General features: G+C 44.7%; 13 protein-coding genes. 2 read left to right on the top strand and 11 right to left on the bottom strand.

Annotation, left to right across the window (positions count from 1 at the left end; translation table 11 throughout):
- The 8 genes from BW716_RS13875 to BW716_RS13910 form a co-directional block, all read right to left on the bottom strand.
- Nucleotides 1-3300, bottom strand: coding sequence for a SusC/RagA family TonB-linked outer membrane protein (locus tag BW716_RS13875; protein ID WP_179091127.1), 3300 nt, complete (start codon nt 3298-3300; stop codon nt 1-3).
- Between the two features lie 219 nt (nt 3301-3519).
- Nucleotides 3520-4470 carry a FecR family protein gene (locus BW716_RS13880; RefSeq protein ID WP_083723168.1) on the bottom strand — a complete coding sequence of 317 codons (951 nt, stop codon included), beginning with the start codon at nt 4468-4470 and terminating at the stop codon, nt 3520-3522.
- 75 nt (nt 4471-4545) lie between these two features.
- Nucleotides 4546-5094 (bottom strand): RNA polymerase sigma-70 factor, encoded by a 549-nt coding sequence (locus tag BW716_RS13885; protein WP_220388758.1) that lies wholly within the window; start codon nt 5092-5094, stop codon nt 4546-4548.
- Nucleotides 5095-5297: 203 nt separating this feature from the next.
- The gene (locus tag BW716_RS13890) at nt 5298-5861 is read right to left on the bottom strand and encodes a lipocalin family protein (protein WP_083723170.1); all 564 of its coding nucleotides are present in this window, start codon (nt 5859-5861) and stop codon (nt 5298-5300) included.
- Nucleotides 5862-6050: 189 nt separating this feature from the next.
- The gene (locus tag BW716_RS13895) at nt 6051-7577 is read right to left on the bottom strand and encodes a RagB/SusD family nutrient uptake outer membrane protein (RefSeq protein ID WP_083723171.1); all 1527 of its coding nucleotides are present in this window, start codon (nt 7575-7577) and stop codon (nt 6051-6053) included.
- Nucleotides 7578-7600: 23 nt separating this feature from the next.
- Nucleotides 7601-8287: a hypothetical protein gene (locus BW716_RS13900; RefSeq protein WP_083723172.1), complete on the bottom strand. Its 687-nt coding sequence runs from the start codon at nt 8285-8287 to the stop codon at nt 7601-7603.
- Between the two features lie 17 nt (nt 8288-8304).
- A complete protein-coding gene (locus tag BW716_RS13905) occupies nt 8305-8484 on the bottom strand; it encodes a hypothetical protein (RefSeq protein WP_083723173.1) in 180 nt (59 codons plus the stop codon).
- 410 nt (nt 8485-8894) lie between these two features.
- Nucleotides 8895-9533 (bottom strand): response regulator transcription factor, encoded by a 639-nt coding sequence (locus BW716_RS13910; protein WP_083723174.1) that lies wholly within the window; start codon nt 9531-9533, stop codon nt 8895-8897.
- 203 nt (nt 9534-9736) lie between these two features.
- On the opposite strand from BW716_RS13910, the gene BW716_RS13915 reads away from it, so the two are divergent.
- Nucleotides 9737-10150, top strand: a complete 414-nt coding sequence (locus BW716_RS13915; protein WP_083723175.1) for an EamA family transporter — start codon at nt 9737-9739, stop codon at nt 10148-10150.
- On the opposite strand, the gene BW716_RS13920 is transcribed toward BW716_RS13915, so the two are convergent.
- The 3 genes from BW716_RS13920 to BW716_RS13930 all read right to left on the bottom strand — a co-directional run bounded on the left by BW716_RS13920 (nt 10119) and on the right by BW716_RS13930 (nt 12608).
- Entirely contained in the window at nt 10119-11387 is a 1269-nt protein-coding gene (locus tag BW716_RS13920) for a HAMP domain-containing sensor histidine kinase (protein ID WP_083723176.1), read from the bottom strand. The two genes, BW716_RS13915 and BW716_RS13920, sit on opposite strands and share 32 nt — an antisense overlap.
- Nucleotides 11384-12061 carry a response regulator transcription factor gene (locus BW716_RS13925; RefSeq protein WP_083723177.1) on the bottom strand — a complete coding sequence of 226 codons (678 nt, stop codon included), beginning with the start codon at nt 12059-12061 and terminating at the stop codon, nt 11384-11386. Before BW716_RS13925 ends, BW716_RS13920 begins: the two co-directional genes overlap by 4 nt.
- 127 nt (nt 12062-12188) lie before the next feature.
- On the bottom strand, nt 12189-12608 hold the full coding sequence (locus BW716_RS13930) for a hypothetical protein (RefSeq protein ID WP_083723178.1): 420 nt from the start codon (nt 12606-12608) through the stop codon (nt 12189-12191).
- Between the two features lie 276 nt (nt 12609-12884).
- On the opposite strand from BW716_RS13930, the gene BW716_RS13935 reads away from it, so the two are divergent.
- Nucleotides 12885-14726: a glycoside hydrolase family 2 protein gene (locus BW716_RS13935; RefSeq protein WP_083723179.1), complete on the top strand. Its 1842-nt coding sequence runs from the start codon at nt 12885-12887 to the stop codon at nt 14724-14726.
- Nucleotides 14727-14752 lie beyond the last annotated feature (26 nt).

Genomic DNA, 14752 nt, shown 5'->3' on the forward strand with positions numbered 1-14752 from the left:
TTATAATGATAAATTCAAGCCTACAGTCATGGTACGCAGCTGTGGTACGGCAATGTACTGACCAGTACCCAGTCCGGCGCCAGTACCCGGCAGGGTAGTTTCAGGATCCAGTGTATACTTTTGTTTTGCCCATGTATACAGGTTCTGACCTCTTGCATAGATAGATGCATTGGCAATTCTGGCCTTGTTTAACCATGTTCTTGGCAGATTGTAAGTCAGGCTCAAAGTTTTGAACTTGATATAAGAGGCGTCACCCCAGTTTGCATCGGAGGTCGCATAATAGTAATAGTTGGAAGAATAGCTCTTGCTGGCACCAGGGAAATTGCTTACATCACCGGCACTATGCCAGCGGTTTAACACTGCCGTACTCTGGTTGGTCATATCATATCCAAATGGATAGTAGTAATTATTCAGCGTATTGTTCAGGTAGTAGAACCTGTGATTGAACTGGAAGGTAAAGTCCAGTGTAAATCCTTTGTAAGAGATAGAGTTGGTCAGACCACCATAGTAAGGTACGCCTACATTACCTACATGCCTGTCCGCCGAACCAATAGAACCATCTTTGTTTACATCTTCCAGTACCGGAGCACCTGTAGTTGCGTTTACACCTGTATAGTGGTACAGGAACGGCGCATCAATAGATTTACCAACCGTGTAAGTAGTGGCATAGCTGGAGTTTTCGATATTGTCAAATTTCAGCAGTTTATTCTGATTGATGGTCAGGTTCAGCGTAGTGGTCCATGAAAAGTCCTTCGTAGCTATATTGGTTGTGTTTACCTCGAATTCCCAGCCTTTGTTCTGAATGGTGGCAGGCAGGTTACCCGCATAAGAGTTAACACCAATCTGCATAGGGGTGGTAATATAGGCGAGCATGTCAGAAGTCCTGTTTTGGTAGTAATCCGCTTTCAGCAGGATACGGTCTTTCAGGAAGCCCAGTTCCAGTGCGATATCCAGCTTTTTGCTGGTTTCCCATTTCAGGTTAGGATTAGCTACACCATTGGCGACCAGGGCTGTGGTACCCATATAGGAATAGGTAGTAGACGCAGTAGAATACAGCGGTGTATACATATAGTTCGCGATCTGGTCGTTACCGGTTATACCATAGCTGGCACGCAGTTTACCAAAGCTGATCGGTTTTATATCTTTCATGAAATCTTCCTGTGAGAAGATCCAGGCTGCACCCAATGCACCAAAGGAACCAAACTGGTTATTGGAACCAAAGCGGGAAGAACCATCTCTTCTGAAGGTACCATCCAGGTAGTATTTCTCTTTATAATTGAAATTGAAACGACCAAAACCAGCGGCATATTTATACAGGGAGTAATTGCTGCTATACACAATCACAGTGCTGGCTGCGCTGATAGCATGCAGCAATGCTTCGCTGCTGTAACCGGAACCTCTTAGTGTAGTACTGGTTGCTTTTGTCTGCTGGAAGGTCGTACCTCCAATCAGTTGAAGGTGTGCATCTCCGAAAGATTTATTGTATTCCAGGAATGGTTCCACCACCCAGTTATCATTTTTGCCTTTGGAATCCATCAGCTGGTTGTCAGTGAGGGCAGTGGAGTTCACCGAACGGTTAGGCTGTATATTCTGCTGTTCCAGGTTGGTCTGGGAGAAACCAAGATTAGCTTTGATGGCCAGGTCTTTTATGATATTGTAACGCAGGTTCAGGTCCGTGATCATGTTATACGTCTGACCGGAATACTTTTGTAACAACAGGGCAGCAGGGTTCTTACCTACACCAAGGTCCCAGTTGAAAGTACCATCTGCATTATAAGGATTGTAGTTCGGAGCCAGGTTGTACATGCTTGACAGGTCTACTTTAGGCAGGTCGCTCTTCATGTACGTATAATTGGCGGAAAGAGAGATATTGAACCTGTTATCTTTACTGCTATGGCTGGCATTAACCCTGTTGGAGAAGGTAATGGTATTGTTCTCGCCCGGGAATACGGTGCCTTCTTTACGATAAGAAGTAGAGTAAAGGAAAGTATTCTGTGCGTTACCACCTGATATAGATGCCATGGCGCTGGTAGTTTTTGCTTTACCACCCATCGCCCATTTCTGCCAGTTTGTATAAGCTGTCTGGTCCCATTTAGTAAGGTCGTAGTCAGAAGTACCTGGTGTTGTACCTGCATTGGTAAAGGCTTCTTTACGCATGTCCAGGTATTCTTCCGTATTCATCATAGGAATAAAGCGGCTTACTTCACCATATCCATGGCTCACGTTTGCACTGACTTTAGTATTACCATGACTACCTTTTTTGGTAGTGATCAGCACCACGCCGTTGGCGCCTTTTGAACCATAAATAGCTGTTGCATCTGCATCTTTCAGTACGTCGATCCGCTCAATATCTTCAGGAGCGATCATGCTGAAAGGGCTGAGGCTACCGCTTGCGCCACTGATACCGAAGCTGTTCAACGCATCGGAAGCAGGGGTACTACCATTGAATAAGGTAAACGGAACACCATCTATTACATATAACGGGAGGTAGCCACTCAGGATGCTGGCATTACCACGGATGCGTACACGTACGCCACCACCTGGCAATCCATTGTCCTGTGTGATTTCCATACCCGCTACGTGGCCCTGCAGGGCAGTGAGTGGATTGGAAACAGTCTGTACCGCAATTTCGTTCGCTTTTACAGAACTTACCGCACCGGTGTTATTTCTTTTGGTCGTGGAGCTATAACCCAGTACCTGTATTTCATTCAGGGCGCTGAAGCTGCGTACCATGGTGATCGCAGGGATACGACTGCCTTTGGCAGTCACTTCCTTTGTGGTATAACCTACGATACTTAAGATCAGAATAGGATTTTCATCCTCTACCTCAATAGAGAAATGACCGTTCTGATCAGCAGCAGTATATTTTTTTCCGTTCTTTATACGGATGGTTACACCTGGAATAGGTTCACCCATTTCATCCTGTACCATACCGTAAATCCTTGGTACAGCAGTATCTCCCGCAGGTGATATTACGGATTTCCTTTCCTGCAGAATGATCTTTGTACCCTTGTCAACATAGACGAGGTTGGTGCCTTTCAGGATCAGGTCCAGTACCTGTGCTACAGAACGGGTACCGCTATTGACCGTTACTTTTTTATCCTTATTTAGTAACGTTGAAGAGTAGAAAATGCTGAAGCCTGATTGCTCCTGCAATTTCTCCAGGGAGGCTTTCAGGTCCGCGTCATGAACCTCATAATTAACCATTGCTTCCCTGATACTTTGACCTGATGCATGAATAGCTGCAAACAGGTTAAGGCACATGACAAATGACAAGCATACACACACAGTGACTCTCATGATAAACAATAAAATTGGTTGCGTTTTTTCTTTTGGCAATGGGTGCACGATTCCCCCTTGCAAAAGCTGAACTTTTGGCATAAATTTGAAGACGTTTAAATGAATCAATAGTTTTTACGTAAAACTCCTCATCGCTTTCTCAGGGCCGGAGGAGTTTTTTTTGTGTGTTTACGTTTTTGTTAATTCTGGTTGGCTTTTGACATTTGTTAATTTTTGATTTTAGTTGATCTGATTAAAACATGCGGCCCCGTCCAGTTCTACCGTACGGCCGTTTATTGAATAAGTAGTACCCATTGTTTGTGAGAGGATATCCAATACCTCGCTCAATGATTCTGTCCCTGAGAACCGACCTGTAATTGGACAATGTTGTAGTGCCGGATTTTTGAATACAATATTTACATCATACCTTCTGTCCAGTCTTTCTGCCAGCTGTTCGTACGGCATATCCTGGAATTGCATATCAGATTTAGCCCAGGCTATGACAGTGGCCGGAATGATTTTAACCTGCTGAATGTTGTTGGTGTGCTGATTATAAACCACCTGTTGGTTGGGAGTCAGGATGGTTTTCTGCTGGTAAGCGTCGGTGACCTGTACTTTTCCTGTGAGTACAGAAACGGTCACACTATCACTGCTCCATGTTTTTATATTCAGAGAGGTACCTAACACGGTGGTAGATACCCGGCCGGTATGAATGATGAAAGGTTGTGCAGGGCGGGAGGCGATATCAAAGTAGGCCTCGCCTTCCAGTGTTACTTCACGGTTATGACCATTGTACTGGTAATCCATTTTGCTGCCCGGGTGCAACAATACCTTACTGCTGTCTGGCAGATAGATGAACCGGTTTTCGCTGGCTGCAGCGGGAATATTAGCTACGAGATTATTGTTTTCAGGCGTTTTAGGCCAGTTGAAATAGAATATAGCGCCCAACAGGCATGCTGCGGCCATCGAGGCATATAGGGCTACAGAAGGCCGTTTTTTTCGTTGTATACGGGCCGTGAGGTAGGAGCGCATCTCCTGCCCGGCAGTAGTTTCCTGCGCATCCGTCATGGGAAATGGATCTTCTTCTGCTGTAAAATCCCTGTACCAGTTATTGAGCTCCGCCTGTTCGGCAGGCGTAGCTGTACGATCTATATATTTCTGAATCAGGAGGTCCAGGCGATTTCTGTCCATACTATTTCAAGGCGTTATAATACTAAGTACCATAACCTACCCCCTTACCCTTAGTCAGGTCAAAAAAATATTTTTTTAGAGGAAAAACAGCATGTTGATATGCCGCAGATTGAGGCGGATAGTACGCAGGGCTTTGGTGAGGTGTGCCTCTGCGGTCTTTTCGGAGATATTCATGACACTGGCGATCTGCTGGTTGGTTTTCCCTTCCAGCCGGCTCAGTTTGTACACCTGCCTGCATTTTTCCGGCAGTTTTTCTACAATCCCATTGATATAGTCGTCCAGCAGACGGGCATAGATCTTTTCATCGTCCGCACTGTGCGTAGTACGGAAAATGCTTTGAAGTATGTTTTTCCTGCGCTGTTGCTGGTGGTAATGCTTAAATACGGAAAATTTGATAGCTGTAGCCAGGTAGTGGGAGAGCTGGCTGATTTCCAGAGAAGCCCTTCTGTCCCATAGGTTGATCAGGACTTCCTGTACGATCTCCTTGGCAGAAGATTCGTCATGGGTATGCTTCCAGGCAATAGCAAGGAGTCGCTGCCAGTAGCGGTGGTAGATTTCAGTAAAAGCAGCTTCATCCCCTGTTACCATGGAGGTGAGCAGCTCATTGTCACTGAAATTTTGCATAGCCATGAGTTGAAAATAATAAAAATATTGGCAAAAGTAATACAATCTACTAAAATGGTAGGGTAATAATTGTTTTATTGGTCAACTATAGTGAAGATAGTATGCAACTATAGCACTATAACATCACTATAAGGGCACCAAAAGGACACCTCTATATCGATGGGATATTGAGGTGCCCTTATAGTGACGATATGGTAATACTATTATGCTATAGCTTCACTATGGTCTGTCCATATCAACTTACTGGTATCAAAGCCGATTTGACGGGCTATCTCCAAATAATTTTCTTTAATATGATCCGGAATTGTCGTCTCTCTTGACAGGATCCACATGTAATTGAGATTGTCGCCAGCAACCAGTGCATACTGGTAGTCAGCATCCAGGGCGATCACATTATAGCCCGCATAGAATGGACCAAAGAAAGAGACTTTCAGCCGGCCTTCTTCCGGACTATTTACAAATCTGGCCTTCCCCACACTTTCCTTCCATTCCTGGCTTTGATAATTAAAACCCTTATTATCTACCCGGATGCTGCCATTCTCATTCTTACTGTAAGTGGCGGTCACATTGTTCAGGTTTTTTTCGAATTTATAGTCCAGCCGGGCTATTTCGTACCATTTGCCCAGGTACTTTTCGGCATCAAAAGGGCTGACTGCTTTAGCACCACGGGGAATAGATACACTGGTCACTGATTTATAAAAGATCAGACCGGCGGCGATACCTGCACCTGCCAGCAGCGCGATGGGGAATTTTTGAGGTTTTGACATATCATATTGAATTGAGTATAGAAGGTAAATCAAAATCGGTGCCTGCTTTAGGGCATAAAAAAAGGGCCCGTCTCAAAACTTCGAGACGGGCCCTTTTTATTCGGGTACCAGAAGGAGAGAATTTCGTTCATGCCATTCTCATGGCCTTCCTGTTACTTAGGAATATCCCCTTTTAAGAAAATGAAAAATTTACCAATTGCTATTCTGTACCATCTCCGGATTTGAGTTCACCTCATCCTGTGGTATCGGGAAGAAATCATGCTTGGGTGTTACGAAGTAGATCTTACCCACCTTATCACTATTCGCTATCTCATCTTTCAATAACCCCCAGCGTTGTAAATCATAAAACCGCTGTCCCTCTCTTGCAAATTCCAGGAATCGCTGATGCCTTATTTCTTTCATCATGGCCGTTTGATCCATGCCAGTGGTCAGTGCCGGCAAACTTGCACGGCTGCGTACTTGTGTGATATAAGCATACGCATCTTCCGGTCTGCCCTGCATGGTCACACTCTCTGATAACAGGAGTAATACATCTGCATAGCGCAGCGCTTTTTCATTGATATCCGATGTATAATCCGATGCACCACTGCTACCTGACAGTTCATTTGTCTGGTTATAGTTCTGGTATTTCTTATAATAAGATTTGAAGCCAAATGGCAATGTATAAGCAGAAAATGGCTTCTGATAAAATGTAGCCCCCGGATAATTCCAGAATAAGGTAGCATACATTCTTGGATCAAAATCCCCTGCTGTGGTCTTTTCATTCTGAAACTCATTGAAGAGTTTATCGGTAGGCGCCACTTCAAACCAGCCACTCGCCTCTGAAGGAGCAAACTCCTGTGCAGTGGTTACACCCAGGCTCTCATTGGAATTTTCTCCGGCCCAAGGATTGGTACCACCCACATCTGCCAGCTGGATTTCAAATAATGATTCTACATTATTATCATGGGCAGCAATAAAGTTGTCGCCATAGTCCGGCATCAGCTGATACGTATAAGGCGCTGTGGTCAGTTGTTTCAATGTGCTTTCTGCATTGGCCCAGTCTTTTGTATACACATATGATTTGCCCAGGAAACCCAGTGCAGCGCCTTTGGTAGCACGGCCTGTATTGCTGGCGTCGTAGGACAAAGGCAGGTCTGCTGCGGCTTCAGTAAAATCTTTGATCACCTGTGCCCATACATCTGCAGCTGGAGATTTCGCTACGAAATACTCTGCTGTAGATGCAGGTATCGTAGTACGGAGCGGCACATCGCCATAGTTGATGACTAAGATATATTCATTCAACCCTCTTAGAAACTTTGCTTCTGCAATGTAGGCCTTCTTTGCATCGTCTGTGAGGCCACTTACATTATCGATATTTGCGAGGATCTGGTTAGCACGGAAGATGGCACGATAGGCAACATTCCATACATTGGTCGATGCCGAGTTGTCAGGGGTATTGGTGAAAGTAGACAACTGGTACAGGTAACTTACATCATTCCTGATAAAGAAGTCGTCGCCCCTGCCATTGGAGAGTTCAACGCCTCTTACCCCCCAGAAACCGCCGTCTACATTTCTGAACAGGGCATAAGTAGCGGCCAGTGCGCTTTTAACATCGTCCTCTGTTTTCCAGTAAGTTTCGGTGGTAGTTTGATTTGGATTCGTTAGTTCCAGTGAGCTCTTCGAACAGCTGGCCAGTAGCACGGCTGCAAGAAGGATATATAATAGCTTTTTCATAATGGTGTCGTTGTTTAGATGAATTAGAAGGATAATTGGATACCGGCAGAGAATACGCGGGCCAGCGGATACGCCACGTGACCATAATCTACGCCTCTGTCAAGGATGCTGCCGGAACGACCAATGTCTGCATTGAAACCACTATAGCGTGTGAGGGTAAATAGATTGTCTGCACTGAGATACGCCCTTACCGAAGTCGTGTGTAGTCTGGCATTCAGACTCTCAGGGATGGTATATCCCAGTTGCAGGGTCTTCATCCTGAAATAGGTGCCGCTCTCCAGGAAGCGGGAAGAAGTTTGCGCGTTCAGGTTAGGATCGTCTATCACCGCTCTTGGCATATTGGTATGGTGTTCTGGTGTCCATGCCTGCAGCGTTGTTTTTGCATAGTTGTATTCCAGGTTCATACCTTCCATATCCTGTCTTACACCGTTGTAAATCTTATTGCCTGATACACCCTGCATGTAGATGTTCAGGTCAAAGTGAAATGCGGAGAGGTTCAGACCTACACCGTATTCAAAATCAGGGAACGGACTGCCCATGTGTACACGGTCGGCACTGCTGATAATACCGTCGCCATTGGCATCCAGGAATTTGATGTCACCGGGTGCAGCATAAGGTTGTATCAGGGTACCATTTTTATCCTTGTAGGCATTGATCTCGTCCTGCGATTGGAAGATGCCCAGTGTTTTGATCAGGTAAAAGCCTGTCACTTCGCCACCGGCTTCTGTCAGTGTAGAGGAAGCGCCATGATGGGTGGGCTGGCCGCCTTAAAAACCGGGCTTTTTGTTTCGGCGTCTGTGATCTGGCCGGTGATCTTTTTCTGGGCACTGGCCAGAAACGGGAAAAGCAACAGCAGAAATAGAATAGGAGTTTTGCGCCTGGTCAGGCGCAGCTGGCTGTTTGTCATAAGGGAATTTAATTTAATTGATGAATTGGTTACAGTTGAATATCCTCCATCCCACTGAGGGTTAGTCAGGGTTTATTGATTGCGCGTTGTTACATGGAATAATAGATGTACAATTGACACTTCAACAATGTAGATATATTTTTTTAAAATCAAAAACCCCACCTTTTTTTGGGGAGGTGGGGTTTTGGTATGAGCAACCAGTTGGGGAGGCCCAGTGTCCTGCCTGGGTATCTTAAGTATACAGGCAACCCCAGGCACCGGCCAGTTGTCTGAAAACACGATTTTAGTAGCATTATCAAAATGATAATCTACCGTTATTGTAGGATAATGTTTTTAAAAACAATGATCCATAGGTAATTTGGAATTACCCATAGAAGAATATTTGAGAATCATTTAGACAAGAAAATCAGTTATTGGTAGAACATTTTGAAGAGTTCTGATTTGGTTTTGATACCTAGTTTGTAGAATATGTTTTTCATGTGGTATTGTATAGTATTCAAACTTAAGTTCAGTTTTGCTGCGATCGATTTATAAGGCAACCCTTCCAGTACAAGATCCGTGATTTCCTTTTCTTTCTTAGTCAGGTTTGTTTGTGGTATGGGCTTTTCTCCTTTATTGCGATAGAGCAAATACCGAAACAGCTGCTGACTCACCACAGGCTGATCATATTCCAGCATATGCACCAGTTTGCGGGTGATATTGTGGAAGAGGTCCGTCTTTAAGATGTATCCATCAGCTCCTTTATCAAAAGCCTGCTGTATCACCTGTGGATCTTCATCAGCCGTCATCACCACAATCAGCATAGCTGGTTGCAAAGACTTCAGCACCTTGATATCGTCTATTTGTTGTTGTGTGCCCGGGGGCATACCCAATAATAACAGGTGTGGTTGTTGCTGTAAAAAGCTTTGTGCTGCTGTTGTGGTAGCGGTGTGTAAACATACAGAAAGGTCTGTATGACGTGAAATGTTCAGGACCAGTTCATGGCGGTAATTCGTATCTTCTTCGATTACCCCTATTTTGAACCTTAGGGACATTGACTGTTGAATCATTCGTGTAATAATTGAGGGTTTCCTTTTTAGGGCCTGGTTATGGCGGCAAATATCAGATTTTCTCCAGAATTGACCTATACTTTTATTTTATGAATAGTACCTGTATTCGTTATATTATATTTGCGCTAATCATATTTGCCATCGTTTGCAGCATCGGCATATATCACCTGATCACGCATACAGCCATTCCTAACTACTAGTTTATGTGGAGATATTATGCATTGCTATCTGCACTTTTTGCAGGATTGACGGCCGTACTGGCCAAGTTTGGATTACAGGGCATCAGCAGCAACGTAGCTACGGCTATCCGTACTGTAGTGATCCTGATCATTGCATGGGGGATTGTGTTTGCTGGAGGCGAAGCGAAGGACCTGCAGGCCCTGACCCGGAAGCACCTCTTGTTTTTAACCCTGAGTGGCATGGCCACTGGTCTCTCCTGGATTTTTTATTTTAAGGCCCTCTCGACCGGCCCTGTTTCCAAAGTGGCCCCTATAGACAAGTTAAGTGTCGCAATTGCCATTGCTCTCTCTGCTATTTTTCTCAAAGAAAGTCTGGATTATAAAACTATTGCCGGCGCCTTACTGATTATGGCAGGTACGTTTGTGTTGATTCGTTAATAAAGATAATAGTGAATATATGTAAGTCGTCCTTATAATCATAATCTACTTTGAACCCGTTGGCTGTACAGATCTGGTGAATCACCGCCAGTCCAAGCCCATTACTGGTACTATTGTTGGAAGGATTGTAAAATCGCTGGAACAGGTGCTTATGGTTCAATGGTGCAGGATGACCGGTATTTTTAATACAAAGCCGCTGCTGGCTTAAAGTGATTAGAATATTCCCGTTTTCATAGTTATGTCGGGTCGCGTTGCTGAACAGGTTATTGAGCAGCAATTCAATCAGCTCCTTATTAGCATGTAACTGAACGGCCTTTACGTCCAGTGAGATATTCAGGGATTTATCCTGCCAGATCTCTACAAACTGTGCGGCCTTTTGTTGTACGATCTGTGTCAGGTCTACAATAGATTTATTGTCAAATTGCTCGTTTTCTATTTTGGTGAGCAACAGGAGGGACTGGTTCATGCGGGCCAGTCTGTCGAGCGCCTCAGAGGCACTTTGCAGGGCGTTAAACTGGTATTCAGTCAGGTTCTCACCCTGCATCATCATTTCCAGTTTGGACCGGATTATAGCGAGGGGCGTTTGCAATTCATGGGAGGCATTTTCAGTAAATTCCTTTAATCTTTCATAATCCTGTATGGCTTTGGTCGTAGTACGATCCAGGATACTGTTCATAAACGTGAATTCGTCGATGGTACTGGCAGGCAATATCAATGGTTCCCGGTCATTTACTTTGAATCGTTGTAACAGATCCAGGGAGGTATAGAATGGCTGCCAGAGTTTTCTGAGGATGGTAGCATTAATAACGACCGTCAATAACAGGACGAGTAAGATTGTACAAAAAGTAATCGCGAAAACCGTTCTGGTAATGTGCTCTGTCGCTTCCAGTGACTTCCTCACTTTTACATTATACCATTCGCCGCCAGCCTGAATAGAAAAAGATAACTGCCGGTAGTCCTCATTATGATCTACTTCGACGGTTTTGAATTTTTCTTTCTCATAAGGCTTTTTCGTCTTTTCTATGATGGTCTCCTGGTCTTTCACTTCCACGGGAGTGAAGAGCATGTTATGGAGTGCCACATAATTAGTGATTTCCCGCTGTTCGATCCGCAGGTCCTCATCCATCTGCTTTAATAAGGTCAGGTGGAGGGCGAAGAAAAATGCGATACCGGAAAGCAGGAAGATCACAATGGTGGATACCAGGTTAATACGGTTATACCGGGTCAGTAATTTCATGACAGGGATAATTTATAGCCCATACCATATACAGACCTGATGTAATCGGGACAACCGGACTGCACCAGCTTTTTGCGGAGGTTCTTGATGTGACTATAGAGGAAGTCATAACTGCCGGAGAGGTCCATTTCGTCTCCGCAGATATGTTCTGCTATGGCGCTCTTGCTGATCACTTTATTTTTGTTACTGATAAAGTATAACAGCAAATCGTATTCTTTGCGCGTAAGGTCAATGATATGTTCATTGACAATGGCTGTTTTCTCTCCAAGGTTTAGTTGCAGCTCTTCGAATGTAATAATATTATTCCCGTTGAAAGATTTGCGCCGGATGATGGCTGCTACACGGGCTGATAACTCAGGGAGGTGAAATGGCTTAGACAGGTAATCGTCGGCCCCGGCCTTAAGGCCAAACACTTTATCATCCAGGGAATTCCGGGCGGAGATAATCAGCACGCCGTCATTCTTATTATTCCTTTTTAATTCCTTCAATAACTCGAGCCCGCTACCACCGGGTAAGTTAATGTCAAGTATGATGCACATATAATCATACAGGGATATCTTTTCCAGGGCGGTATCGAAAGTATCTGCGACCTCACATAAAAAATTCTCATCAGCCAGGTACTGGCAGATGCTGTCTGATAGATTCTTCTCATCTTCAATAATCAACACTTTCATATGTGGTGGTTTAGACCTGGGGATAAAAGTATTGTAGAAAACTGTAGAGATTCTGTAGAGACGTGCGTTTATGCATTGTCGTGTTCGCTGGCGCCGGAAGGGAAATATCTAACAATCTGGTCGGTCGCTATTCAATGTTCCAGGTGTATTTTGTGCCAAAACCAGCGGAGTTGTCCGTCAGTTTCAAAGCAGTAAAGGTAATCATCCACAGTGTTTCCTGGTGATGTTTCGCCATCGGAAACTGTTGCATATATACATCCAGCGCTTCCTGTGCGTGCACGATGGTCGCGACAGCCGTATATTGTAGCCCTTTTAACTGTGCTACGTCAACGGTCTGATCACAGATAGTACCCACTACATGACTGTTTGCCAACATCAATGCACCATGTTTTGTATTGATCTCAGAAGTCATAAACAGTAACCTTTTCTGCTCATAATCGCATGCGTAGAATAGATTGGCCGCCCAGACATCTCCATTATGAAAGCTGGTAATACTGAGTACATGGTTGGAACGAATGTAGTTCCAAATGATTGATTCGTGATTCATAGTTTGTTATTTATACCATTCAGTTAGGTAAGGTATCGCATCTATTTCTTTAGACTGTACCCTTTGCATTTCTTTTTTCAGGTGCCAGGGTACCGTACAATCAAAGATGTCTACGTCTTCCATTTTTCATGATCCAAAGGTCGGAACAAGCCAGCAGACTGTTAAGGACTAAAGTGCGAAAAAATAGGATTTTTCGAACATGTACACTTTTGGGTAATATTTTATATCTTTTGACCTCATTTATTTCATGCACGTTATACTCAGATCACGATTTTTATGAAAAAGTTCACTTACTCTTTACTCATGTTAGGTTGCATGAGTTACGCTGTACACGCACAGCAAAACAACTGGCATTTAATCAGGGACAGGATCGTTACGCCATGGGCGGAAAAAGTAGATCCAAATGCCCCTTTGCCGGAATACCCACGTCCACAGCTGGTGCGCGATAATAACTGGAAAAACCTGAACGGCTTATGGAGCTATGCTATCACACCTGCAGGGCAGGATAAACCCGCAAAATACGAAGGTAGTATCCTCGTTCCATTCGCTGTAGAATCGGCATTGTCCGGTGTAGGCCGCACTGTCGGAAAGGACAGTCTTTTATGGTACAATACAAACATCAGTATGCCTGCTACCATGAAAGGTAAAGATATCCTGTTGCATTTCGGCGCGGTTGACTGGCAGACTGAAGTCTTCGTAAACGGCAAAAGCGCCGGCAAACACGAAGGGGGCTTCGATCCGTTCTCTATCAACATCACCCCATTCCTGAAGAGTGGTGCGAAACAGGAGATCACCGTACGTGTATGGGATCCGACAGATGACGGTCCTCAGCCACGTGGTAAACAGGTAAAGCACCCCGAAGGTATCTGGTATACCCCTGTGACCGGCATCTGGCAGACGGTTTGGCTGGAAGCGGTGCCTAAAACCTATATCACGTCTACAAAGAACACGCCTGATATCGATCATCATACCATCAGCGTAAGCACGAATGTAGCAGGTGCGCAGGCTGGCGACCAGGTAAAAGTAGAAGTACTGGATGGCGGCAATGTGATCGCTACACAGGAAGTAGCGCCATCTGCGACAGCCGTGCTGACTTTGCAGCATGAAAAACTATGGTCTGCCACCCATCCTTTCCTGTATGATCTAAAAGTAACGCTTATACGTAAAAGCAAACCTGTGGATGCGGTGAAGAGTTATTTTGCCATGCGCAAAATATCTATGGCACCGGATCAGAACGGGATTCAGCGTATGATGCTGAACAATGAGTTTGTATTTCAATACGGTCCGCTGGACCAGGGATGGTGGCCTGACGGTTTGTACACCGCGCCTACACACGAAGCGATGGTGTATGATATTGATCAGCTACAGAAGATGGGCTTTAACATGATCAGAAAGCACATCAAACTGGAACCTGCTACTTACTACGCATATTGTGATCAGAAAGGCATGCTGCTCTGGCAGGATATGCCTAGCGGTGACCTGGGTAATGGCTGGGAGAACAGACCGGGTATTTTAGACCGTGGTACAGACAAAAATCGTACGCCTGAATCAGAAGGCTACTATCGCAAAGAATGGAATGCTATTATGGATGCAGCATACAACTTCCCTTGTATTGTAGTCTGGACACCATTCAACGAAGCATGGGGGCAGTTCAAAACGGTAGAGATCACAGCATGGACCATGCAAAAAGATCCATCCAGGCTTGTAAATAGTGCAAGTGGTGGTAACTTCTACGAAACGGGGCATATCATTGACCTGCACAACTATCCAAATCCTGCTATGCCAAGACCGGATGTATTTGGTAAAAAACAGATCCTGGTATTAGGTGAGTTTGGTGGATTGGGTTTACCATTGGAAGGCCATAACTGGCAGGGAAATAAGAACTGGGGGTATCAGTCTTTCAAAAACAGCGAAGAGATGTTTAAGAAATATAAAACCTTTACTGATAGATTGGCAGAGCTGATTCCACTGGGTCTGTCCGCTGCGGTGTATACACAAACTACGGATGTAGAGGGTGAAGTAAACGGTTTCATGACGTATGACAGAAAGGTAGATAAATTCCCTGTGCAGCAGCTGGCGGAGGAGAATCGTAAGTTGTACCAGGTAAAGGTAAAATAGGTTATTCATAAACGGTATCACCTGAA

This window comes from [Flexibacter] sp. ATCC 35208 (genome assembly GCF_001975825.1).
Classification (GTDB): Bacteria; Bacteroidota; Bacteroidia; order Chitinophagales; family Chitinophagaceae; genus Chitinophaga.

Excerpts from the sequence above, each read along its gene's own strand:
- BW716_RS13875 (WP_179091127.1), bottom strand. The coding sequence starts at position 3,300 with ATGAGAGTCACTGTGTGTGTATGCTTGTCATTTGTCATGTGCCTTAAC.
- BW716_RS13880 (WP_083723168.1), bottom strand. The coding sequence starts at position 4,470 with ATGGACAGAAATCGCCTGGACCTCCTGATTCAGAAATATATAGATCGT.
- BW716_RS13885 (WP_220388758.1), bottom strand. The coding sequence starts at position 5,094 with ATGCAAAATTTCAGTGACAATGAGCTGCTCACCTCCATGGTAACAGGG.
- BW716_RS13890 (WP_083723170.1), bottom strand. The coding sequence starts at position 5,861 with ATGTCAAAACCTCAAAAATTCCCCATCGCGCTGCTGGCAGGTGCAGGT.
- BW716_RS13895 (WP_083723171.1), bottom strand. The coding sequence starts at position 7,577 with ATGAAAAAGCTATTATATATCCTTCTTGCAGCCGTGCTACTGGCCAGC.
- BW716_RS13905 (WP_083723173.1), bottom strand. The coding sequence starts at position 8,484 with ATGACAAACAGCCAGCTGCGCCTGACCAGGCGCAAAACTCCTATTCTA.
- BW716_RS13910 (WP_083723174.1), bottom strand. The coding sequence starts at position 9,533 with ATGATTCAACAGTCAATGTCCCTAAGGTTCAAAATAGGGGTAATCGAA.
- BW716_RS13915 (WP_083723175.1), top strand. The coding sequence starts at position 9,737 with ATGTGGAGATATTATGCATTGCTATCTGCACTTTTTGCAGGATTGACG.
- BW716_RS13920 (WP_083723176.1), bottom strand. The coding sequence starts at position 11,387 with ATGAAATTACTGACCCGGTATAACCGTATTAACCTGGTATCCACCATT.
- BW716_RS13925 (WP_083723177.1), bottom strand. The coding sequence starts at position 12,061 with ATGAAAGTGTTGATTATTGAAGATGAGAAGAATCTATCAGACAGCATC.
- BW716_RS13930 (WP_083723178.1), bottom strand. The coding sequence starts at position 12,608 with ATGAATCACGAATCAATCATTTGGAACTACATTCGTTCCAACCATGTA.
- BW716_RS13935 (WP_083723179.1), top strand. The coding sequence starts at position 12,885 with ATGAAAAAGTTCACTTACTCTTTACTCATGTTAGGTTGCATGAGTTAC.